We start from the raw sequence: 24,351 nt of genomic DNA on the forward strand, positions 1-24,351 counted from the left end.
TCCTGTTTAAAATGAAAAATTTATTCAAAATATTGGTCCTGGTTTTTACCGGACTTTTAGTTATTTCCTGCGAAAAAGACGAAGATCAAGCAATTATCAACGAGACATCTGCTGGTAAAATAGCTGCGGATAAAAGTGCAATAGTTCTTAATGAACTTAATGCAAATGATGCTGTAATCAACTTTACATGGACAAAACCATCATTTAGTATTGCCGTAGTTCCCAATCAGAAAGTAGAATTCGGGATGAAAGGGAATGGTTTCAAAAAAAGTGCTACCATTGACTTTTCTAATGATATGACTTCAGGTTCTGCAACGCATGCCGCTATGAATGCTGCTATGTTTGCTATTGGAGCAGTTCCGGATGTTGTAAACGATATCGAAGTAAGATTGAAGACTTCAGTAGGATCAGCAGCTTTTTATTCCAATGTAATTGCTCTTAAAGTAACCCCTTATACTCCAAACCCGGATTTAGTGTATCCAAAGATCAATGTACCGGGAGCATATGCGGGAGCAGCCGGCTATGCAAACTGGACTCCATCTAATTCACCGAATCTGTTCTCTCCTGAGAAAAATGATAAATACAGAGGATTTATCTTCATCAAAGATGCTTCAGGTGATAATGGGAAATATAAATTTGCGATCAATCAGGATTGGCCGGGAAATAAAGGAGATGATGGGACTAATACCGGAAAACTAAAAGTTGATGGTTCAGATATAGTTCCGGCAGCAGCAGGAACTTATTACATGAAAGTAGACTGGGCAGCAAATACTTATTCTGCGGTGTTAGCAAACTTCGGAGTTATTGGTGATGCAACGCCTACAGGATGGGGATCAGATACTGACTTTGTATACAATCCTGCAACCAAAACGTTTGTAATCAATTCTATTGCCTTATCCAATACCGGAGTATTTAAATTCAGAGCCAATGATGACTGGGCCATAAAGTTCCAGCCAAAAGATGCAGAGCAGACTCTGGTTTCAGGAACAGGTGTTCAATCCTATTTAAGCTCAGAAGGAACTGTTACAGGAGATCCTGGATATAAAGTTTCACAGGCAGGCAATTATAAAATTGAACTGGATTTACACAATTCAGCATATTACAAACTAACTGTTACGAAATTGTAAATCAAACTAAAATAAAGCAAAGTGCTGTTTTACCGCAGCACTTTATTTTTTAAGTTAATTAAATAGTCATTATGAAGAAAATTACAGTTGGAGCGCTTTTGCTCTCAATGATGTTTACAGGTGTGAAAGCCCAATCTTTAAAATCTCCGGACGGGAAATTTGAAATGAATTTCCAGTTGAAAGAAGGAGTGCCTTACTACAACCTTAAGTATAATGGTACAGTTGTTGTGGAAGATTCTAAATTGGGTTTGAGATTATTTAAAGACACAGCCATAAAATTTGCTTCCGAAATAGCCAAACCGGAAGATGCAAAATACGATCTGAACAACGGTTTTGCAAAGACAGATGAAAAAAGAGACTCCAAAAATGAAACCTGGCAGCCGGTTTTAGGAGAAAAGAAAAATTATATCAACCATTACAACGAACTGGCAGTTACCCTGAATCAGGCTTCTACAGACAGAAGTATTGTGGTAAAGTTCAGATTATTCAATGATGGGCTGGGATTCAGATATGAATTCCCACAGCAAAAAAATCTTAATTATTTTGTGATCAGAGAAGAAGATTCTGAAATTGATTTCCCTACCGATATGAAGGCATGGTGGATTGTTGCAGATTACGACTCTCAGGAATATCAGTACCAGGAAACAAAAGTTTCTGAAATTCCGGCAAAATGGGACAAAGCATATGATGCCAACGCTTCACAGTCATTGGTGAAAAATGCAGTTCAGTCTCCGTTGATGCTTAAAAAAGAAGGAAAAGAACCTTTGTACATCAACGTTGCAGAAGCAGCAGTATTGGATTATCCGGCTTCACATCTTGAAGTAGATGCGCAGAATTTTAAGTTTAAAACACATTTAACTGCAGACAGACAAGGAGCGAAAGGGTATATCCAGACTCCATCGGTAACGCCTTGGAGAACCATTATTGTAGCTCCGAAAGCAGAACAGGTAATGGATTCTAAAATGATCTTCAATCTTAATGAGCCTACAAAGTACACTGATACTTCTTACATACACCCCACAAAATACATGGGAGTCTGGTGGGAAATGATTATTGGAAAATCACAGTGGGCGTATTCTACTGCAGAAAATGTTCACTTAGGGAAAACAGATTTTACAAAGCTGACTCCCAACGGAAAACATGCAGCCAACAATACAAAGGTTAAAGAATATATTGACTTTGCTGCAGAAAACGGATTCCAGGGATTATTGATCGAGGGTTGGAATATCGGTTGGGAAGATTGGTTCGGACACTCAAAAGAATTTGTTTTCGATTTCATTACCCCTTATCCGGATTTTGATATTAAAATGCTGAATGAATATGCTCATTCGAAAGGAATTAAACTAATCATGCACCATGAAACTTCAGGTTCTGCCACGAACTATGAAAGATGGGCGGATAAAGCCTTCCAGACAATGAATAAATATGGCTATGATGCTGTGAAAACAGGATATGTAGGAGATATCATTCCTAGAGGAGAACATCACTATTCTCAATGGACCATTAATCATTATTATAGAATTGCGGAAAAAGCAAATGACTATAAAATCATGGTGAATTCTCACGAATCTGTACGTCCTACAGGAGAAAGCCGTACCTATCCGAACTATATCTCCGCAGAAGCAGCACGTGGAACAGAATATGAAGCGTTCGGAGGAAATAAGCCGGATCACCAGACCGTTCTTCCGTTTACAAGATGGATGGGAGGTTCTATGGACTACACACCAGGAATTTTCCAGACAAAACTTGATTATTATTTCCCTGGAGATACACGTTTTGTAAAAACTACGCTGGTAAAACAGCTGGCTCTTTATGTAACCATGTATATGCCGCTTCAGATGGCTGCAGACCTTCCTGAAAACTACAAAAAACATATGGATGCATTCCAGTTCATCAAAGATGTAGCAGCAGATTGGGATGATACCAGGATTTTGTCCGCAGAACCTGGTGATTATGTGGTGACAGCAAGGAAAGCAAAAGGTACTGATAACTGGTTTGTAGGAGGTATTACAGATGAGAACAAACGTGAATATACTGTAGACTTCTCATTCCTGGATAAAGGAACAAAATATGAAGCAACAATCTATGAAGATGGAAAAGATGCTGATTATATTGATAATCCTCAAAGCTATAATATCTATAAGAAAGAGATTACAACTAAATCAAAAATTAAATTTAAGATGGCAAGAAGTGGTGGTTTTGCAATAACAATTAAAAAAAAGTAATTATTTCGTAAAAAGTTATTTTTCATTTGATAAAATTTCTATATTTGGAGAATTATTATAATTTACTAACCAAAACTATTTATCATGAAAAAGAAACTGAAAATTACCAGTAACTTAGAGCAAAAGAACATTCTTAAAAAAGCGATGCAGTCTTCTGAAAATGTAGATTTATACAAATCTATTTTCGGTGGGAAAGATACTGTTATAGTAGCACCAAATAACTGTACAGTAACAGCTATATCTGGAGCTTCGGCAGCTTATAACAGAGCTGATCAATTTTTATTGGCTACCACTAAGCTATAATCGCTAAATCAAAATTTGCAGTTCTCCGCTATAGCGGAGAACTATTTTTTTATCTGATAAGATATGATTACATCTTTTGTATTAAAGGTTGCAAGTAGATGCAATCTTAACTGTTCATATTGTTACATGTATAATTTGGGTGATAAGACTTATTTAAAACAGCCTAAATTCATGTCAATTGATACCATAAAAGCTTTCGCCACCAAACTTAATCAATATAGCCTGGAAAATAATTTGAATAATATACAGATTGTTTTTCACGGAGGAGAACCTCTTTTGATATCCAAAGATTTTTATCGTGAATCTGTTAAAATTTTCAAAGAAATACTTCCCGGTCATTACTTTGATTTTGTAATCCAGACCAATGGGGTTGGATTGGATGATGAGTGGTATCAACTCTTTAATGATTTGGATATCAGAGTGGGAATAAGTATAGACGGTCCCAGAGAATATCATGACAAATACCGTGTTTTTCATAACGGAAAAGGCTCTTATGATGAGGTGAAAAAAGCAGTTATGCTGGGACAGAATTATGGGCTTAACGGAGTTCTGTCTGTTATAAACATTAAAATTCCTCCTCAGGAACTTTATGATGAAGTGAAGAGTCTTCAGGTAAAAGGCCTTAATATTCTTCTGCCGGATGGCCACTTTGATCAGCTTCCTGACGGAATGGAAAAGGAATGGGTTAATACAAAAAATTATACGCCCTATGCAGACTGGCTTATAGAGCTGTTTAAGATCTGGAAGAACGACCCGGAAAGGGTGAGTGTAAGATTTTTTAAAACCCTTATTGATCTTATTGTGGGCGAGGATGAAGGAGATCAGATTTTAGGTAAAAATATTAATGGTGTTGCTGTACTGGAAACCAATGGTAATTTGGAAGTAGCAGACTTTATAAGGGCTTGTTATGAAGGAATTACCAGAAACGATATTAATATTCATACCCATTCTATCGGGGATGTTTTCAATGACAGGCTTTTTGATGTGTATATGAATGCGCACGCAATGGTATCACAGAAATGCCTTAACTGTTCTGTTTATGATTTTTGCGGGGGTGGATTTTTAGGAAACCGTTATTCTAACGAAAGAGGTTTTGATAACCCCACTATTTATTGTCACGATATGATTAAACTTATTACCTACATTCAGAATGATATTATAGATGATATTCCGCAGGAAACACGAGAGGAAATGGAGCTGTCGAAAGTTTCTTATGATGATATAGTACATGAGCTGGAATTTGACAACGGGGAAATTATGATTGAATCCGAAGTTAAAGAAAAATTAATGCATTATCGTTTAACATGAATCTGAAGAAAGGAATGTACTTAGCTGGGGATTCTTGTTTTAATTGGAAAAATCAGCTTAGAATTAATAGAGGAGTAGTGGCTGAAAAAGTTGTCAATACAGGAATCGGGTATTTTGATAATGCTTATCTACCAGATGATGAATGGCGGGATCTTACCGAATCTGAATATAAAATTCTTTCTTATTCAGAGAAAGGGAATAAAATGTTCAATACATTGGGATTGGGTGAAATTCCCAATGAATTAAAGACGCTGTTTAAAGCCGTAAAGCTGGAAGAGTGCAAGACACTTTTTGAGGTTCAGCCTAAATTTCAGGAAGATGAAAAACTCACACTACAACTTAATAAAGTTTTAAATCAGTTTCTAAATCAGAAATCTGATACCCAAAGATATAATTTTCACCGCATTACAAGATGTCTTCCGGATATGCATACCACTACTTTTCATCTCCATAACAGAGAGCATATAAAGTATACAGGTTTACATATAGATCAGAGTACAAAATTTACCCCCAATACTGCTTATAAATCAGACAATAGGATATCTATCAATATCAGTGAAGAATCCAGATATCTGTATTTTGTAAATTTAACACTGAAACAAATTTATATTGCTGTTAAGAAACATTATCAGGATGTTACTATTACCTCAGATAATATTGTGGAATTGTTTTTTTCATTATATCCTGATTACCCGATTATCCGGATAGAAATAAAACCGTATCAGTATTATATTGCACCAACAGATAATTTCATTCATGACGGAAGTACACTGGGAAACAAAAAGTTTGATATAACCATGGTATTTGTGGGAGAATTTAATAATTACTAATGATTATGAAACTAAAATCAGGAATTAAAATATACGGTGAGCATTTAGAAGAGGTCCTGGAAATCAATTCCGGGCTTGTTCATCATTCAAAGCAGAAGCCTGTAGAAATTGCATTTAAAAACATTAAGTTCAAAGCACAATATGAGCCCAATGCCTATCTGGCAAAAAGAGACTGGAGAAAGCTTTCTGAGCAGGAACTTGGTACACTGAAAGGAGATCACGTTAATAAGAAAGATTATAACTCCGTTTTTATAGGAGAAATTCCGGAAGAATTAAAAGATATGTTCCATAAACTGAATCTTCATTCAGCCACTTCGGATGGTGACGCATTTCAGAAATTTATGAATAATAAAGAGTTGGTTCATGAATTAAATACCCATCTCAATGGGGTGTTGGACGAAATTTCATTGGCTCCTTACCGCTTTATGAGTATTGCAACCAACTATCCCAACAGTGAAGTGGTTTCTTTGAACAAGAGAAAACTGCCTGAAAATTTTACCTTTAAGGATATTCATTTTATTGGTGTTCATAAAGACAGTTCCAAAGATATGACTTTACACACCTGCTACCGGTATGGGAATAGATTTACCATTAATTTAGGAGAACAGGCCCGCTATTTTTTGTTTGTTAATCTTACCATGAAGCAGGCATATAAAATGCTTAAAGAAAAAGAAGAACTTAAGGATGCAGAGATCACCAATGAAAACATTACTGATTATTTTCTGGAGCATTATCCTGACTATCCTGTTATTAAAGTAAAACAAGAACCTTATCAGTTTTACATTGCTCCTACAGATAACTGTTTTCATGACGGTACTACAATAGGAAATACTGCCATAGATGTGGTAATGACCTATTTAGGAAAATTTTGTATTTAATTTAAATAGTATTGAGGTATGAAGTTTTTTTTATCATTATGTATGGTCTCATTTTTAACGTCCTTTTCATGGGCTCAGACTAAGTTACCTGTTCTGAAAGCAAATGGACCTAAAGCCGTTATTTATGAAAAAGACAATGGCTTAAAAACAGATTGGAATATAGATCCTAAAATTAAACCGGATGTCTATACAGTATCCAAAATAGCCACTTCCAATAAAAGGGTTATCATAAAAACAGATATAGATTCTCTTGCCGTAGACCTCAAAAAAGGAGAAAAAAAAGATATTATCATTCTTCTAAAAGATAAAGATTCCGCTTTGACAAGAATAGAATCTCTGCCGCCAAAAGACTTCAGTAACAGGTCTTTTAAAGATACGATGAAGCTTCATATCAATGAGCAGAATACCATATTCGTAAAAACAGTACTCAATAAAACAGATACTCTTTTGCTCAACTTTGATACCGGTACAAGTGATCTTGTCCTTACCCAGGAAACACTTAAGAATAAAATCAAAAGTTCATTAAAATCAGGGACCAATATTCTGCAGATTGGAAATAGAGAATATAAGGGATTTACCATTTATCCTGCACAGCTTACAGGCCATGGTACAGATGGTAGGTTTGGATGGGATCTGTTTGATGGCATGATTGTAGAATTAAATTATGACAAAGGTTTAATGGTGGTACATTCTCAGCTTCCATCTGATGTGAAATCTCAATATTCTTCGGTTCCGATAAAATATTTTAATAACGTCTTTCTGGTGCAGGTAGGCATCACGCAGGATAAGGTTAAAAACAAAGATTGGTACCTGTTTGATACAGGATATCAAAGAACGGCCATGCTGGACGGCCCTTTATTGAATGAACAGGGTTTTCCTGCCGGTAAAATGACGGTCATTAAAAAAGTAATCATGAAAGGGGCTCAGGGTAATGAAATTCCGGTGATGACCTCCAATCTTCAGTCTTTATCATTAGGAAAAACAAAACTAAAAAATATTCCTGTACAGCTATTATCTCAAAGCAGACCAGTAACGGGTACCAGGATGAATATTTTAGGGAATGAAATACTAAAGAGATTCAACGTATTTTTAGATTTTCAAAAAAATGTCGTTTATATGAAGCCTAATCAATTGGTTAATGTAACTTACATAGAAAGTAAATAAATTTTTAGTCTGATATTTTTAATCCACTATAACAAAACAGTCTACAGGTTCATGCTCTGTAGACTGTTTATTCTTTAATTGGGAATGTTTTTTACCTTTTCTTTATATTCCTTCTGATACTGCTTTACCGTTTTCCCGGAGCCGTCGTGCCTCCATCCCGGCGAATAAAAAAGATATTTTATCCGGTCCTTAAAAGAAATTCCCGGCTGTCTGATATCTTTTCCGATTCTTCTCCATTCATAGAAAAGCATCGTAGCAGGATCTTTGGATTTTATTTTTGGATATACACCATATTTCACAGGAACTTCAGGGTCTTCTTTTTCAAAAGTTCCAAAAATTTTGTCCCAGATAATAAGTCCCATTCCCATATTACGATCCAGATATTTGATGTTACACGCATGATGTACCCTGTGGTGGGAAGGCGTAACCAGGATATATTCCAAAAATCCCATACTTTTAATCGATTGGGTATGAACAAAAGTGCCATAAATCTGTATAGAAGAATAAGCTACCAGAATATGCCACGGATGAAAGCCCATGAAAGCTAATGGAGAGAAAAACAGATATCTGTACAATGGTTGAAAAACAGGGCTTCTGAATCCTGTGCTGATATTGAAATAATCAGAATTATGGTGTGTAATATGTACCGCCCAGAAAACCCTGGAATGATGATCTACATAATGATGAACATAATACGCAAAGTCCTGAGCCAGAAATACCGCAATCCAATACCATATGCCTTCCTGCCAGTCAAAAAGACGGTGTTGGTAGAAAAACATCATCACGAATAAGGAAAAACCTTTCATAATGATATCCAATCCATAATTAAGCAGGGCGAAAAGAACGTTTGTTGCTACATCTTTAGTTTCATATATTTTCTCTTTATTAAAGTGGCTGTAGACCATTTCCAGGAAAATTATAGCAGCAAACACAGGAATCGTCCATGTGTAAACAACATCCGGTCCTTCAGTTTTGAACATATTGCTGAAATCCAACATTTTTTCTATAAAACTAAACATAAAAAGCGTGGGAAATTAATTTTATGCATGAATTTTTTATGAAAAATTTAAGTATTCATTGTAAAAAAAATACACTTTCTGTTGTGTTTTTGGATGCATATATAAAAATTTAATGCTAAATTGAACACTAATATGAAGACAATATATGCAGCATTCGCCCTTTCGATAGCTTCCTTTGCTTCTTCCCAGAAAAATCTGGAAAGAGTAGAGCCGGCTTTCTGGTGGAAGGGAATGAAAAATCCTGAACTTCAGATCCTTGTTTATGGAAAAGATGTAGCCAATCACGAGATTACGCTTTCAGATGGGATACAGATCAAAGACATCCGGAAAGTGGATAATCCTAACTATGTTTTTGTTACGGTGGATACCCGGGAAATAAACATTCCGAAGTTTATTATCAATATTAAAAAAGATAAAAAGAATCTTGGTTCATATACCTATGAGTTAAAACAAAGAAATCCCGGATCTGCCAATCGTGAGTCTTTTACTTCAAAAGACTTTATGTATCTGATCATGCCGGACCGATTTGCCAATGGTGATGAAAAGAACGATTCAAGACCGGAACTTACCGAAAAAGCAGATCGCACCCTTCCCAATGGCAGGCATGGCGGAGATCTTCGGGGAATTATCAACAACCTTGATTATATCCAGAATCTGGGAGCTACCGCTGTCTGGCTTACTCCTGTGAATGAAGACAACGAAAAAGTATATTCCTATCACGGCTATGCCCAGACTGATCTCTATAAAATAGACGGCCGCTATGGAACCAATGAAGATTATAAAACATTATCCCGGGAGCTGAATAAACGAAATATGAAGCTCGTGATGGATTATGTAACCAACCATTGGGGCGGGTCACACTGGATGATTAAAGATCTGCCTTCCAAAGACTGGATCCACTGGTTTGATGAAGGAGAAAAAGGATTTAAAAGGTCCAACTACAAAACGACAACACAGTTTGATACCAATGCTTCTGATATAGATAAAAAATATGCACTGGATGGTTGGTTTGATACCACCATGCCTGATATTAACCAGAAAAATCCATTGGTTCTTAAATATCTGACCCAAAATGCAATCTGGTGGATCGAATATGCTGAGCTGGGAGGATTCCGTGTAGATACTTATCCATATAATGATAAAGAAGCCATGGCAAAATGGGCTAAAGCAATTACGGATGAATATCCGAAATTCAATATCGTAGGAGAAACATGGCTGTATACAGCAGCGCAAATTGCAGCGTGGCAGAAAAATTCGAAAATAGGGGCGATAGAAAATTATAATTCAAATTTACCGTCGGTAATGGATTTTATGCTCTTTGAAAATATGCCTAAAGCCCTTAGTGAAAAAGAAAGCTGGGATAAAGGGATGATTAGAATTTATGACTCTTTTACCAGCGATTTCCTGTATCCGGATATCAATAACCTGCTTGTTTTCTTAGAAAATCATGATACCGAAAGATGGAATGAAATCTTTAACGCCAATCCGGAAGCTTACAAAATAGGACTTACTCTGATTTCCACAGTAAGAGGAATTCCACAGATTTATTACGGATCAGAAATAGGAATGAGAGGTGATAAAAAGACGGGAGGCGATGCAGATATCCGCAGAGACTTTCCGGGAGGCTGGAAATCTGATACACAAAACGCTTTTAATCCCTCCTCTCAGACCCCGGAGCAGAAAGAATTTTTCCGGTTTACCCAAAAACTACTGAACTGGAGAAAAGGCAAAGAGGTGATTCATAATGGAAAGACTAAAAATTTCGTTCCTCAGGATGGGGTCTTTGTATATTTCAGATATAATGAAAAAGAAAGTGTAATGGTGGTGGTCAACAATAATGAAAAAGATCAGACGTTAGATTTGAAACGGTTTGCAGAATCACTTAACGGATTTACACAAGGAAAAGAGATTATTTCAGACAAAGAAATTTCATTACAAAAAAGCATGAATATTCCTGCCAAAACTCCACTGATCATTGAACTAGAAAAATAATAATACCCTATGAATAAACTAACGACTGCTTATACATTAATCCTTTTTTTAATGGGTTTTTCTTTACTTACAGCACAATCGACGACCGGATTTGAAAAAGAAAAATCGGAAATCACTACCATGCTTGATACCTTCAATGCTATGGCAGCAAAGGCCGATTACATTGCCTATTTTAATCTGTTTGCAGAGGAATCTACCTTTATTGGAACAGATGCTACTGAAATCTGGGATAAAAAAGCATTTATGGTATGGGCAAAACCTTATTTCGATAAAAAGAAAACCTGGAATTTTAAAGCCCTTAAAAGAAATATTTATTTCAGTAAAGACGGAAAACTGGCCTGGTTTGATGAATTACTGGATACCCAGATGAAAATTTGCAGAGGTTCGGGGGTAGTGGAAAAAATCAACGGAAGCTGGAAAGTAAAACAGTATGTTCTTTCCATGACTGTTCCCAATGAAGTGGTAGATAAAGTAGTTACAGAAAAAGCACCTATTGAAGATGCATTAATTAAAAAACTGAAATCATAATGGCAATAATGATGGGGAAATATGATACAGGAGCAGTAGGAAAAAGAAAAAAACCGGACTTATCCATGCTCCAGATTATTAATATGAGCATGGGATTCCTGGGAATTCAGATGGCGTTCGGATTACAAAACGGAAATGCCAGCCGTATTCTGGGGAATTTAGGAGCAGATGTTCACGAGCTGTCCTGGTTCTGGCTTGTAGCTCCCATTACAGGCTTGATCGTTCAGCCTATTATCGGTCATATGGGGGATAATACATGGAGTCCGTTGGGTAGAAGAAAACCTTATTTCCTGATTGGAGCGGTCTTGTGTGCAATAGGGTTGGTTTTACTTCCTAATGCAGCTTCTGTTACTCAAATGTTTGCTGCCAATGCACTTTTGTTAGCCGTAATATTCCTCGCCATGATGGATGCTTCGGTCAATATCGCCATGGAGCCTTTCAGAGCTTTGGTGGGAGATATGCTCCCTAAACATCAGGGGACAATAGGGTTCTCGGTACAAACCATTCTGATTGGAATCGGGGCAGTACTGGGTTCATATTTGCCTGACTGGTTAACAAAACTGGGAATTTCAAACGAAGCACCAGCAGGTTTTGTCGCCGATAATGTTATTTATTCTTTTTATATCGGGGCAGGATTGCTTATTATATCAATTCTGTATACCATCATGACAACCAGAGAATATTCTCCACAGGAATTTGCTGATTTTGAAGATGGAAAAGAAGCAGAACAACAGGAGTCTAAATTTTCAGATATATTTAAAGATTTTGCTGCGATTCCTGTACAAATGAAAAAGCTGGGAATTGTTCAGTTTTTTTCCTGGTTTGCCTTATTTACCATGTGGGTATTTACAACAAGCGCACTGGCCACCCATCATTTTGGTCTTTCTCAGGAAGATACTCATTCCAAGGTATTTAATGATGCCGGAGATCTTACCGGAAAGCTCTTCGGGATGTATAATCTCTGGGCAATTCCGTTTGCTTTTCTGCTGACACCTATTGCTAAACTGATCGGTAAAAAACAAACCCATGCTTTAGCCTTATTGTGTGGAGGTTTGGGATTGGTTTCAATGTATTTCATTAAAGATGTCAATAATTTATGGATCTCCATGATCGGATTAGGTTTTGCCTGGGCAAGTATTTTAGCAATGCCTTATGCAATGCTTATTGAGGTGATTCCACAAAGAAAAATGGGTGTTTATATGGGAATATTCAATTTCTTTATTGTGATTCCACAGATCATCAATGGTTTGTTCGGAGGTCCCATCGTAAGCGGGATTTTCGGAAAGCAGGCGATGGATTATGTGGTTGTAGGAGGTGTCTGCATGCTGATTGGAGCTGTAGTAACCATGATTTTTGTAAAATCTGAAGATGAAACTCCAAAAGAAATCGAAGAAGAAATCAAGCAGGTACACTTTTAAAAAATAAATAGTTGTATTGACCTATTCGTTTTAGTCATAATAGTTTCGATAGTCCCTGTCTGACATCGCTTAAAATTTAGGTTGGTATTCGGGTTGTCACCCTGAGCCTGTCGAAGGGGTATTAATAAGAAGACCTTTGTTAATCATTAATCTCGAGTATTAGGAATAAGTTAACTGGTTTAAACAAGTATCAATAGGAGCGGGCTTTAGCCCGCTTTTCTTTTAAACATTCATCAATTGGCTTTAGCCAAAACTTAAAATCTATCCTTCGTATACTTATTATTTTTTTGATCCAAGATTGCAATAATCTCCCACAGATTTTCACAGATAACACGGATGCTTGCACTTGTTTAATCATTGGAAGAAAAAATATCCCTTATAAAATTTTATCCCACATAAAATCTTTGTGCCTTAAAAACATATTGAAAATAAAAAAATCGCGTCTTTGCGTAATCTAACCTATAAAATGATCCTCACTTTCTGAGCTCTCTCAACCTTTTTAATTTCTCCAAATTTCCTTTCTTAACCTACATCAACTTTTTAAACATCCGCATACCGTACATTTGTACTATAAATAATCACAGAAATGAAAACAGTATATCATAAAGCAGATTCAAGAGGCCATGCCAACCACGGATGGTTAAATTCTTACCATACATTCAGTTTTGCCAACTATCAAAACAGAGACAGAACGAACTTTGGTGTTTTAAGAGTATTGAACGATGACACCGTTTCTCAGGGAATGGGCTTCGGAACACACCCGCACAGGGATATGGAAATTATTTCAATCCCTTTGGAAGGAGATCTGGAGCATAAAGATTCAATGGGAACTACAGCGGTGATCAGAAAAGGAGAAATCCAGGTGATGAGTGCGGGAACCGGTGTACAGCACAGCGAATACAATAAAAATAAAGATGAAGAAGTAAAATTCCTTCAGATCTGGGTTTTCCCAAGAGAATTGGATGTTGAACCTCGATACGATCAGAAAAGCATTAAAGAAGGTGAAAAGATCAACGGGTTCCAGCAGATCTTATCTCCCAATAAAAATGATGACGGAGTTTGGATTCATCAGGATGCATGGTTCAACTTAGCGAATTTTACAAAAGGAAATGGTAAAAATTATATGCTCAACAAAAAAGGAAACGGGGTTTATGCATTCGTTTTAAAAGGAAGTACCAAAATAGGAGACCGTATTCTGAACGAAAGAGACGGATTAGGAATCTGGGATACCCAGAGTTTTAATATCGAAGCCGTGGAAGACACCGAAATATTATTAATGGAAGTCCCAATGGAGCTGCCGTCTTATCTTAAATAAAAAACTAAATTTGTAACCTTAAAAATAAGCCTCATATATGAAAATTTTAGCCATAGCAGGAAGTAATTCAGAAGTTTCAATAAACAAACAGTTGGTAGCCTATGCATCAACATTATTTGAAAATGCAGAAGTAGAAGTAATTGATTTAAATCCTTTTGAAATGCCAATCTATAAACACGAAAGAGAATTAGCAGGTGGTGTTCCACAGGAAGCTCATGATTTCGCAGCAAAAATTGACGGTGCTGATGTATTACTGGTTTCTTTGGGAGAGCACAACGGAACGTATTCTACAGCATTTAAAAATGTGTTCGATTGGGTATCCAGAATCAAAGACAGAACTGTCTGGAACGAAGTACCTATGCTATTGATGTCTACATCTCCCGGAGGTAGAGGTGGAGCAGGTGTTTTGGAAGCTGCGTCAAAGCGTTTTCCTTTCCATGGAGGAAATGTGGTAGAGACTTTTTCTCTTCCTTTCTTTAATGATAACTTTGATAAAGCAGCTCAGAAAATTTCTAATGAAGAGAAAGACAGTGAGTTAAAAGAAAAAATTAAGAAGATTGCAGCCATTGAAACAATCCTTGAAAAATAGAATTTGAATATTCGTTTAAAATTACTATTTTTGCAAAAAGAAAAGAGATGAAAATTCAGACCTCCTATAAACAATGTTTTTCTCATAAAGGGAAAGTTGTGGACTCTGAAATTCTGAGATAAAATAACGGCCGATAATCTGAAAAGATTGTCGGCTTTTTTGTTTTCTAAAATCGAGTATAAAAGTAATTATTAAAATAAAATGTACCAATATACTAATGTACCAATTTACCAATTCTCCGGTTTCCAAAGTGAAGCTATTGTTACATTGCTAAACTGATATATTGTTACATTATTAAATTATTAGACATGAGCAACACTTACAAATCAGCAGGAGTAGACAAAGAAGAAGGATATAAAACCGTCGACAAGATCAAAAAAGCGGTTGGTGAAACCCACAATTCCAATGTACTGAATCATTTGGGAAGTTTTGGGGCGTTCTATGAAATCGGGGGATACAAAAATCCGGTTCTTGTATCAGGAACAGATGGAGTAGGAACAAAGCTGAAAGTAGCTTTAGATACTAAAAAATATGATTCTATTGGGGTAGATTGTTTCGCAATGTGTGCCAACGATATTCTTTGTCACGGAGCAAAACCGTTATTCTTTTTAGATTATCTGGCTTGTGGAAAGCTGGATTCAGAAATTGCTGCAGAAATCGTTTTAGGAATGGTTGCCGCTTGTAAGGATAACAACTGTGCGCTGATTGGTGGTGAAACTGCTGAAATGCCTGGAATGTACCAGCCTGGAGATTATGATGTTGCCGGATTCTGTGTAGGAATCGTAGAAAAAGATCAGATCATTGATGGTTCTAAGATCAAGGCAGGAAACAAAATTATTGCATTACCAAGCTCAGGATTCCACTCAAACGGATTCTCTTTAGTAAGAAAAGTATTCCCGGACTTTGAAGAAGAGTTTGAAGGAAAACCATTATACGAAACACTTTTAGTTCCTACAAGACTATATTATAAAGACATCCACAAAGTATTGGAAGAAGTAAAAGTAGAAGGGATTGCTCACATTACAGGAGGAGGTCTTTATGAAAACGTTCCTAGAATTATTCCTGAAGGACTTTGCGCTTCTATTGACGAATCAAAAATCAGAATTCCTAGTGTGATGCTTGAGCTTGAAAAAAGAGGTGGAGTAAAACGTGAAGAAATGCACGGAACATTCAATATGGGTGTAGGAATGGTAATCGTTGTAGATGCTGAACATGCTGAAAAAGTATTGCACCTTTTGGATGACGCTTACGAAATCGGAGTAATCACTGAAGGAGCAGAGAAAATCAATTTAAAGTTTTAGAAGCTTAATCCCGCTTTCCGCTATATCTTTTTCGTCACGGCCTCCGCTTCGCTGCGGCCGCAACAAAAAAAGGATGCCGCTGCAATCGGGGCTAATTAGAAATATGAAGAACATCGTTGTACTCGTATCCGGTTCAGGAACCAATCTGCAGAGAATCATTGATACTATTGACTCAGGAGAAATCCGGAATGCAAAAGTAACTTTGGTGGTAGCTGACAGAGAATGTTTCGGACTGGAAAGAGCAAAGAATCACAATATAGAAAACATATTGATTCCGAGAGGAAAGAATTTCAGCAGTGAATTGGCTAAAGTAATCCCTGAAAATACAGATCTTATTGTATTGGCAGGATTTTTATCCATCTTAAAATCTGAATTCTGTGAAAACTGGAATGGTAAAATAATCAATATTCACCCGGCTTTGCTTCCGAAATTCGGAGGAAAAGGAATGTGGGGAATGAACGTTCACAATGCAGTCATTGAAGCCAAAGAAACAGAGAGTGGGGCGACTGTACATTTTGTGACACCGGGCATTGATGAAGGAGAAGCTATTCTTCAGAAGTCTTTTGAAGTAACCACTGAAGATACTCCTGAAACGCTGGCTCAGAAAGTTCACCAGATTGAATATGAAATTTTCCCGCTAGCCATCAATAAGGTTCTGGGAAATGAATAAATATAACAATGTATCAGTGTACCAATTTACCAATGTTGAAGGTATTGTTACATTACTAAATTGATACATTGTTATACTAATAAAAGAAATCTAAGTAAAATAAAAGTAAGTTCGGAGGTGAAAGACCCGGACACAGTTTGAAATAGCTGTAAAAAGTAAAAAATTGAAAGTAAAATGAGTAAAAAGAGAGTTTTAATCAGTGTTTCTGACAAAAGTGGATTAATTGAATTCGCACAGTTTTTGGAAGCTCAGAATTATGAGTTGATCTCAACAGGAGGAACGTTCAAACATTTGAAAGACGCTGGTTTAAATCCTATTCAGATTGATGAGGTAACCAATTTCCCTGAAATGTTGGATGGAAGAGTGAAAACTCTACACCCGAAAGTTCATGGTGGACTGCTGGCTGTCCGTACCAACGAAGAGCACATGAAAACCGTTCAGGAACACGGAATTGGTCTGATTGACATGGTGATTGTAAACCTTTACCCTTTCTTTGAAAATGTAAACAAGGATATTTCTTTACATGAGAAAGTAGAGTTTATTGACATCGGCGGCCCTTCAATGCTTCGTTCTGCAGCTAAAAACTTTGATTCTGTTACAGTTATCACTGATGTGGAAGATTATGCAGCAGTGAAAATTGAAATGGAACAAAACGGAGATACATACATCGAAACCCGTAAAAAGCTGGCAGGAAAAGTGTTCAATCTTACCTCTGCGTATGATGCAGCAATTTCAAGAATGCTTTTAGATGAAGAATATCCTGCTTATCTGAATGCTTCCTATAAAAAAGTAGCGGATCTAAGATACGGAGAAAACCCTCACCAGACAGCAGCTTACTACGTTTCTACTTTCGAGAACGGAGCGATGAAAGATTTCGAACAGCTTGGAGGTAAAGAACTTTCTTTCAACAATCTTCGTGATATGGACCTTTGCTGGAAAGTAGTCACTGAGTTCAAAGAAGAAATGGCCTGTTGTGCGGTAAAACACTCTACCCCTTGCGGAGTTGCCATTGGTACTTCAGCATTGGAAACCTACCAGAAAACATTCGAATGTGATCCGGTTTCCATCTTTGGCGGAATTGTTGCAATGAACTATAAGATTGATGCAGCAACAGCGGAAGAACTCAACAAAACTTTCCTTGAAATTGTAATGGCTCCTGAATTTGATGAAGAAGCCCTTGACGGTTTAAGAAAAAAGAAAAACCTGAGAATTATCAAAATCGTAAACCCGGTTTCAGACAAACAAACTTGGGTGAAAGTAGACGGAGGAATCCTTGTCCAGGATAATGACCTTCACTTTTCAGATGATATCAAAGTGGTAACTGAAGTACAGCCTACAGAAGAACAGAAAAAAGCATTACTTTTCTCTCAGAGAGTCGTAAAATATGTGAAGTCTAACGCAATTGTAGTTTCCAACGGAATTCAGGCATTCGGTATCGGAGGCGGACAGGTCAACAGAATCTGGGCAACTCAGCAGGCTATCGAAAGAGCAAAAGAGAAATTCTCAGGAGATTTAGTTCTGGCTTCAGATGCATTTTTCCCTTTCCGTGATGTGGTAGATTTCTGCGCTCAGGAAGGTATCAAGGCAATCATTCAGCCGGGTGGAAGTGTAAAAGATCAGGATAGTATTGAGGCGGCAAACGAGCACAATATTCCAATGATGTTTACAGGTGTCAGACACTTTTTCCACTAATTAAAATAGAATTAAAAAATAATTAGGGATTGTATTTTTAGCATTCAAAATTATATATTTGTAAAATAAGACTAGATAATAATATAAAGTATGAGAATATTAATCATAGGTGAAGGCGGTAGAGAATCTGCTTTAGCGGCAAAGCTTCAGAATGACTCAAGAATTTCTAAAATGTTTTTTGCCAACGGGAATGCTACTACCGATGTAATAGGGAAAAATGTTCATTTATCAGAAATCAAAGAACTTAGAGATTTCGCGATTAAAGAAAAAATTGATCTTACGATCGTAGGTCCTGAAGCTCCTCTTGTAGCGGGTATCAAGGATGAGTTTAAAAAGCATGATCTTAAAGTTTTCGGGCCTAATCAAAAAGTAGCGAGCCTGGAAGGAAGTAAAGCTTTCTCTAAGAAATTTATGCAGACCTATGATATCAAAACAGCTAAAGCGGTCGTATTTGATTCATACAATGACGCTAAAGAGTATGTGCAGACACAGCAATATCCTTTGGTAATCAAAGCTAGCGGTTTAGCAGGCGGAAAAGGGGTGGTTATCTGTGACAACCTTGAAGAAGCTGAAGCTACAATCCACGATTTCATGATCAGAAGAATTTATGGTGATGCTGGTATTCGTTTAGTTATTGAAGAATATTTACAAGGTTTTGAAGCGTCTATCATTGCTTTCTCTAACGGGGAAAAATTATTCCCTTGTGTAGCGGCTAAAGATTATAAAAAAGCTGGAAACGGAGATACAGGACCTAATACGGGAGGTATGGGTTCCGTAGCACCAAGCCCGGAATTTACTCAGGAGCATTATGCAGATTTTGAGAAAAATATCTTAGAACCTACTGTTAAAGGTCTTAAAGCTGAAGGTTTCGGATTTAAAGGAATCATCTTCTTTGGATTGATGGTAACGAAAAACGGAGCTTACCTTCTTGAATACAACATGAGATTCGGAGATCCTGAAACTCAGGTATTGATGGCATTAATGGAAAACAATCTTCTTGATGTGATCCAGGATTGTATGGAAGGAAAAGACATTGAGCTTAAGTTTAAAGACGAAAAAGCAGTTTGTTTGGTAATGTGTTCCGGAGGTTATCCGAGAAACATCGAAATAGGTTTCGAAATTACGGGTGAAGATAAACTGAAACACAGTAAACTGTTATACGCAGGAGCAATCAGCAAAGGAGATAAAGTAGTTTCCAATGGAGGTAGAGTACTGAACATTGTGGCTACAGGAGCTACTTACGAAGATGCCCGCAAAAAAGTTTACGAAGACGCAGGTCACGTACATTTCGATTACGGCTTCTACAGAGAAGACATCGGAAAGTTTTAATAAAAATCACGAGAAAAGATTTGGATACATTCCAAGTCTTTTTTTGTAAAACAGTTAAATAAGCAATAAGCTTTAAGCTACAGGCAGTATGCTTATTGCAGTATAAAAAGCTTATAGCATGAAGCCTGTAGCTTAAAGCTTATAATTAATCATCATTTATCAATTATCAAAAATGAACAACGGTATTATTATTTTAGATTTCGGATCCCAGTACAACCAGCTTATCGGAAGAAGAATCCGTGAGATGGGTGTATACTCTGAAATCTTGCCTTACAATACACCATTACAAGATATTTTAGCTAAACAGCCAAAAGGAATCATCCTTTCCGGTGGACCAAGTTCTGTAAATGCAGAAAATGCCCACCTGGTTGAAAAAGAATTATATGAGCAGGGAGTTCCTGTATTGGGAATCTGCTACGGAATGCAGATGACGGCTCACCTTTTAGGAGGAAAAGTAAACAAAGGAGAGAAAGGAGAATACGGTAAAGCCAACTTAGAGATCGTTAAAGAAAGTTCTTTATTGAAAGGAGTTACTCAGAACTCTGTAGTTTGGATGAGCCACTTTGACGAAGTAGGAGAATTGCCTGCTGGTTTTGAATTAAATGCAAAATCAGGCGTAATTGCTTCTATCTCCAATGAAGACAAAAAAATCTTCTGCGTTCAGTTCCACCCGGAAGTTTCTCATACAGAAGAAGGAGGGAAAATGCTTGAAAATTTCGTTTTCAGCATCTGTAATGCAGAGAAAAACTGGAAACTGACCAACTATATTGAAAAAACAGTTGAGGAAATCCGTGAGAAAGTAGGAGATAATAAAGTAATCCTTGGTCTTTCAGGCGGTGTAGACTCTTCTGTAGCCGCTGTTTTGATCCACAAAGCAATCGGTGATCAGTTGACTTGTATCTTCGTAGATACGGGATTATTGAGAAAGGATGAAGGCAAAAAAGTAATGGATCAGTATGGAGAGCATTTCCATATGAACATTAAAATGGTAGATGCCAAAGAAAGATTCCTAACAAAATTAGCCGGAGTAGACGATCCTGAAGCGAAGAGAAAAATCATCGGAAACGAATTCATCCATGTTTTTGACGAAGAATCTCACAAAATTGAAGGTGCTAAATTCTTAGCTCAGGGGACTATTTATCCTGATGTTATCGAAAGCCAGTCTGTCAACGGACCATCTGCAGTAATCAAGTCTCACCACAATGTGGGAGGACTTCCTGAAGATATGGAATTTGAATTATTAGAGCCATTAAGAGAGCTTTTCAAGGATGAAGTAAGAAGAGTAGGAGAAGAATTGGGAATTCCTCACCATTTGGTATACAGACACCCTTTCCCAGGTCCTGGATTAGGAATCAGAGTATTGGGAGCTGTGGATGCTGAAAAAGTAAGAATCCTTCAGGAAGCTGATGATATCTTCATTGAAGAATTATACAAAAATGATCTTTATGAAAAAGTATCTCAGGCATTTGTAGTCCTTCTTCCTGTAAAATCTGTAGGAGTAATGGGTGACGAAAGAACTTACGAATATACAGCGGTAGTTCGTTCTGCCAACACCATCGACTTTATGACCGCAACATGGAGCAGACTTCCTTACGAGTTCTTAGATACTGTTTCAAGCAGAATCATCAACGAAGTAAGAGGAATCAACAGAGTAGCGTACGATATTTCAAGCAAACCGCCTGCAACGATTGAGTGGGAATAATTTCTGACTTGAATTTAGATATAATCCTGCCCGTTTGGGTGGGATTTTTTTGTTAAAACTGTTTCAAGGAAAAAATAATCAGTAAAATATTTAAAGCAATTAATAAGCAATATACCAGCTTGAAGAGTATATGTTTATGGAAAATAACGTAATTTATTAACATTGTAATCATTAAGTAAAAGTAAATGAAACTTTTTACTTCCTGAGGTTTTATTTCAGATGCTGAAAACAAGTTTAAATTATGTGAAAGATTGATCATTGAGTCTGAATAAAAAATTCTTAAAATAAAAATAATGGTGATACTGATGAATAAAGTTACTGCGTATGGTTTCATCAGCTAATAAAAATTTAATATAATCATTACTCTCCGATAAAAAGTTATAAATACATTGAGAATATCAATATTTACAGCATGAATTAACAGGCCGCTCCTCCGGAGCTATAATTTTAAAACAAATATGTCCTATTAACAGTTTTAGCTCCCAGTGGAGCTGGATTTGATCCCGTCGGGATCTGCTGTTAGTAGAAAAAAAGAAGTTCCCATAAAAATAAAGCTCCGGAGGAGCGGCCTGCTAATTATCTTTAATTTAATCGGACGAGAATCATTTTTAATTGACATTGTAAAATAAAAATCTTCAGCAGAAAAAAAAATCAAATTTTCCATAAATTCAAAATAAACATTGTAAATGTCAGGATTTACAGATAGATATGGATTAGAGAGAGTATCAACACTAATGTATTCTATATCATGAAATGAATGAAGAATATTTTTTACTTGTAAAGCATATTGACTTTCGATAAAAATCAGAGGATTAATTCAAACAGATATATCCGATGGTTTTATTTTCAAGGCAGAGAATAGTATTTTTTTTTTTTTTTTTTTTTTTTTTTTTTTTTTTTTTTCTGTATCCATTTCTATATCAGCATTATAATGGATTATAAGTACCTCGATTACAGAGCTGAAATCAGAATGTTTCCAGTAATTATTTGAATAAAGTGCTGCTTGTAAAGTTTCGGTCATATCCACTGTTAAATTTTGTATAAATAGTTTGGGAAGTACTTTGTATAAGGATATAAGTAAAATATTTTCCCTAAATTTAAGTAAAATTACATCAAATGCAAATAGAAACAAGAAACCTGACGCTTCAGGATTATGATGAACTGGCGGAAACGATGAAAAGGGCCTACCCGCAAATGTCGGAGTCCATTTGGTCCAAAAAAAGTATTGATAAGCTGACAAAAATGTTCCCTAATGGGCAGATATGTATTACTGTCGATGGAAAATTGGCTGCTGTAGCACTTTCTATCATCGTCAATTATGAAGAATTCGGGGATGAACATACCTACAGCGATATTACAGGAAATTATACATTTAATACCCATACTTCCACGGGAAATGTTCTTTATGGAATTGAAGTTTTCGTAGATCCTGAGTTTCGGGAGTTGCGCTTGGGAAGAAGGCTTTATGATGCCCGAAAAGAACTTTGTGAACACTTAAATCTGAAATCCATTGTTCTGGGCGGCAGAATCCCGAATTACCACAAATACAGCCATGAATTTTCTCCAAGAGAATATATCCGGAAAGTAAGAGATAAAGAGATTTATGATCCGGTATTGTCTTTCCAGCTTTCCAATAATTTTCTTCCGATAAGAATCCTGAAAAAATATCTTCCGGAAGATGAAGCATCCAGAGAAAATGCAGTTCTTTTACAATGGAACAACATCTATTACAGCAGAAAACCGAATACCATGCAGGACAGCATTATCCGTCTCGGATTGGTGCAATGGCAGATGAGGCACTTCAGAGATATTGAAGCCTTTTATGAACAGGTGGAATTTTTTGTGAATGTAATGGGAGATTATAAATCCGATTTTGTCCTGTTTCCGGAACTTTTCAATACACCTTTATTAGCTCCTTTCAACAATCTTTCTGAAAGAGACAGTATGATAGAATTGGCTAAGCTTACGGAACAGATTAAAAAGAAAATTTCAGAACTGGCCATAAGCTATAACGTGAATATTATTTCCGGAAGTATGCCTGTTTTTGATAATAATGATTTGTATAATGTCAGTTATCTTTTGCACCGTGACGGGCGTATAGACGAATACCGGAAAATTCACATTACTCCGAATGAAAAGAGATATTATGGAATGAAAGGAGGAAATGAAATTAAAGTATTTGATACCGACTGCGGAAAAATAGGTCTCGTGATCTGCTACGACGTAGAATTTCCGGAATTACCGAGGATTTTAGCCGACCAGGGCATGAAAGTACTGTTTGTTCCTTATCTGACAGACACTCAGAATGCTTATATGAGAGTACGCCACTGTGCTGCAGCAAGAGCCATTGAAAATGAATGCTACGTAGCCATTGCCGGATGTGTAGGAAACCTTCCGAAGGTCAATAATATGGACATTCAGTTCGGACAGGCAGCCGTATTTACCCCTTCCGACTTTGCCTTCCCATCCAATGCTGTAAAAGGAGAAGCGACTCCCAATACAGAAATGACATTGATTGTGGATGTAGATCTGAACCTGTTGAAAGATCTCCATCACAACGGTTCTGTTCAGGTGATGAAAGACCGCAGAAAAGATCTTTATGAGACCTATCTTAAATAACAAAACAGAATGCGAAAGCATTCTGTTTTTATTTTACCTAAAATTTTTTTGAGCAGCTTACATATACTCAGGACATACTACAGCAGGGCAGATCAATTTTGGACATCTTGGTCTTCCATCTTTAGGGCAGCATTCGTTGGAGCAGTTTCCGATAATGATCCCGCTTCCTGCAATCCCTTTTAATTGCGCTCTTGAAAGTTTGTTGTTACGTAAATTTTTCATGTGCTAATACTTTTGATTTGTTTTAATTTTGTACGCTGTAAATATATTAATTTTTATAATATATGATGCTGTTTTGTTGTTATTGATGTATTTTATTCTTTAAAATATTGATTATGTGTT

At 36.6% G+C, this 24,351-nt stretch carries 20 protein-coding genes; 18 read left to right on the forward strand and 2 right to left on the reverse strand.

All coding sequences use genetic code 11. The annotated features are described in order from the left end of the window. Positions 1-11 precede the first annotated feature (11 nt). The 7 genes from BW946_RS00200 (at position 12) to BW946_RS00230 (ending at position 7,835) form a co-directional block, all read left to right on the forward strand. Entirely contained in the window at positions 12-1,127 is a 1,116-nt protein-coding gene (locus BW946_RS00200; RefSeq protein ID WP_076594245.1) for a SusE domain-containing protein, read from the forward strand. A gap of 71 nt (positions 1,128-1,198) precedes the next feature. Then, positions 1,199-3,352, forward strand: a complete 2,154-nt coding sequence (locus BW946_RS00205) for a glycoside hydrolase family 97 protein (protein ID WP_076594246.1) — start codon at positions 1,199-1,201, stop codon at positions 3,350-3,352. Between the two features lie 84 nt (positions 3,353-3,436). Continuing rightward, a complete protein-coding gene (locus BW946_RS00210) occupies positions 3,437-3,655 on the forward strand; it encodes a hypothetical protein (protein WP_076594247.1) in 219 nt (72 codons plus the stop codon). 63 nt (positions 3,656-3,718) lie between these two features. Then, the gene (locus BW946_RS00215; RefSeq protein ID WP_076594248.1) at positions 3,719-4,963 is read left to right on the forward strand and encodes a radical SAM protein; all 1,245 of its coding nucleotides are present in this window, start codon (positions 3,719-3,721) and stop codon (positions 4,961-4,963) included. Next, positions 4,960-5,793, forward strand: a complete 834-nt coding sequence (locus tag BW946_RS00220) for a hypothetical protein (RefSeq protein ID WP_076594249.1) — start codon at positions 4,960-4,962, stop codon at positions 5,791-5,793. The genes BW946_RS00215 and BW946_RS00220 overlap by 4 nt, the downstream gene beginning before the upstream one ends. Before the next feature lie 5 nt (positions 5,794-5,798). Beyond that, positions 5,799-6,671: a hypothetical protein gene (locus BW946_RS00225; protein ID WP_076594527.1), complete on the forward strand. Its 873-nt coding sequence runs from the start codon at positions 5,799-5,801 to the stop codon at positions 6,669-6,671. Between the two features lie 18 nt (positions 6,672-6,689). After that, complete coding sequence (locus BW946_RS00230; RefSeq protein WP_139325941.1) at positions 6,690-7,835, forward strand: hypothetical protein; 1,146 nt, start codon at positions 6,690-6,692, stop codon at positions 7,833-7,835. Positions 7,836-7,909: 74 nt separating this feature from the next. On the opposite strand, the gene BW946_RS00235 is transcribed toward BW946_RS00230, so the two are convergent. Beyond that, positions 7,910-8,833, reverse strand: a complete 924-nt coding sequence (locus tag BW946_RS00235; protein ID WP_076594250.1) for a sterol desaturase family protein — start codon at positions 8,831-8,833, stop codon at positions 7,910-7,912. Between the two features lie 153 nt (positions 8,834-8,986). Between BW946_RS00235 and BW946_RS00240 the strand changes: the two genes are divergently transcribed. The 11 genes from BW946_RS00240 to BW946_RS00300 all read left to right on the forward strand — a co-directional run bounded on the left by BW946_RS00240 (position 8,987) and on the right by BW946_RS00300 (position 24,009). Beyond that, positions 8,987-10,846: a glycoside hydrolase family 13 protein gene (locus tag BW946_RS00240; RefSeq protein WP_076594251.1), complete on the forward strand. Its 1,860-nt coding sequence runs from the start codon at positions 8,987-8,989 to the stop codon at positions 10,844-10,846. 9 nt (positions 10,847-10,855) lie between these two features. After that, positions 10,856-11,374, forward strand: coding sequence for a nuclear transport factor 2 family protein (locus BW946_RS00245; RefSeq protein ID WP_076594252.1), 519 nt, complete (start codon positions 10,856-10,858; stop codon positions 11,372-11,374). Continuing rightward, a complete protein-coding gene (locus BW946_RS00250; protein WP_076594253.1) occupies positions 11,374-12,792 on the forward strand; it encodes an MFS transporter in 1,419 nt (472 codons plus the stop codon). Before BW946_RS00245 ends, BW946_RS00250 begins: the two co-directional genes overlap by 1 nt. A 586-nt stretch (positions 12,793-13,378) precedes the next feature. Beyond that, positions 13,379-14,107 carry a pirin family protein gene (locus BW946_RS00255; RefSeq protein WP_076594254.1) on the forward strand — a complete coding sequence of 243 codons (729 nt, stop codon included), beginning with the start codon at positions 13,379-13,381 and terminating at the stop codon, positions 14,105-14,107. A 37-nt stretch (positions 14,108-14,144) separates the two neighbouring features. Continuing rightward, positions 14,145-14,696 (forward strand): NADPH-dependent FMN reductase, encoded by a 552-nt coding sequence (locus BW946_RS00260; RefSeq protein ID WP_076594255.1) that lies wholly within the window; start codon positions 14,145-14,147, stop codon positions 14,694-14,696. A gap of 308 nt (positions 14,697-15,004) precedes the next feature. Beyond that, positions 15,005-15,997: a phosphoribosylformylglycinamidine cyclo-ligase gene (gene purM, locus BW946_RS00265; RefSeq protein ID WP_076594256.1), complete on the forward strand. Its 993-nt coding sequence runs from the start codon at positions 15,005-15,007 to the stop codon at positions 15,995-15,997. Between the two features lie 103 nt (positions 15,998-16,100). Then, on the forward strand, positions 16,101-16,667 hold the full coding sequence (gene purN, locus BW946_RS00270) for a phosphoribosylglycinamide formyltransferase (RefSeq protein WP_076594257.1): 567 nt from the start codon (positions 16,101-16,103) through the stop codon (positions 16,665-16,667). Between the two features lie 174 nt (positions 16,668-16,841). Next, a complete protein-coding gene (purH, locus tag BW946_RS00275) occupies positions 16,842-18,359 on the forward strand; it encodes a bifunctional phosphoribosylaminoimidazolecarboxamide formyltransferase/IMP cyclohydrolase (RefSeq protein ID WP_076594258.1) in 1,518 nt (505 codons plus the stop codon). Positions 18,360-18,449: 90 nt separating this feature from the next. Further along, entirely contained in the window at positions 18,450-19,688 is a 1,239-nt protein-coding gene (purD, locus tag BW946_RS00280; RefSeq protein ID WP_076594259.1) for a phosphoribosylamine--glycine ligase, read from the forward strand. Positions 19,689-19,842: 154 nt separating this feature from the next. Further along, on the forward strand, positions 19,843-21,390 hold the full coding sequence (gene guaA, locus BW946_RS00285; protein ID WP_369073657.1) for a glutamine-hydrolyzing GMP synthase: 1,548 nt from the start codon (positions 19,843-19,845) through the stop codon (positions 21,388-21,390). Between the two features lie 1,116 nt (positions 21,391-22,506). Beyond that, positions 22,507-24,009 (forward strand): bifunctional GNAT family N-acetyltransferase/carbon-nitrogen hydrolase family protein, encoded by a 1,503-nt coding sequence (locus tag BW946_RS00300; RefSeq protein ID WP_076594263.1) that lies wholly within the window; start codon positions 22,507-22,509, stop codon positions 24,007-24,009. A gap of 57 nt (positions 24,010-24,066) precedes the next feature. On the opposite strand, the gene BW946_RS21295 is transcribed toward BW946_RS00300, so the two are convergent. Then, complete coding sequence (locus BW946_RS21295; RefSeq protein WP_168801959.1) at positions 24,067-24,231, reverse strand: hypothetical protein; 165 nt, start codon at positions 24,229-24,231, stop codon at positions 24,067-24,069. Between the last annotated feature and the right edge of the window lie 120 nt (positions 24,232-24,351).

The sequence above is a fragment of the Chryseobacterium sp. RU33C genome (genome assembly GCF_900156015.1).
GTDB lineage: Bacteria > Bacteroidota > Bacteroidia > Flavobacteriales > Weeksellaceae > Chryseobacterium > Chryseobacterium candidae.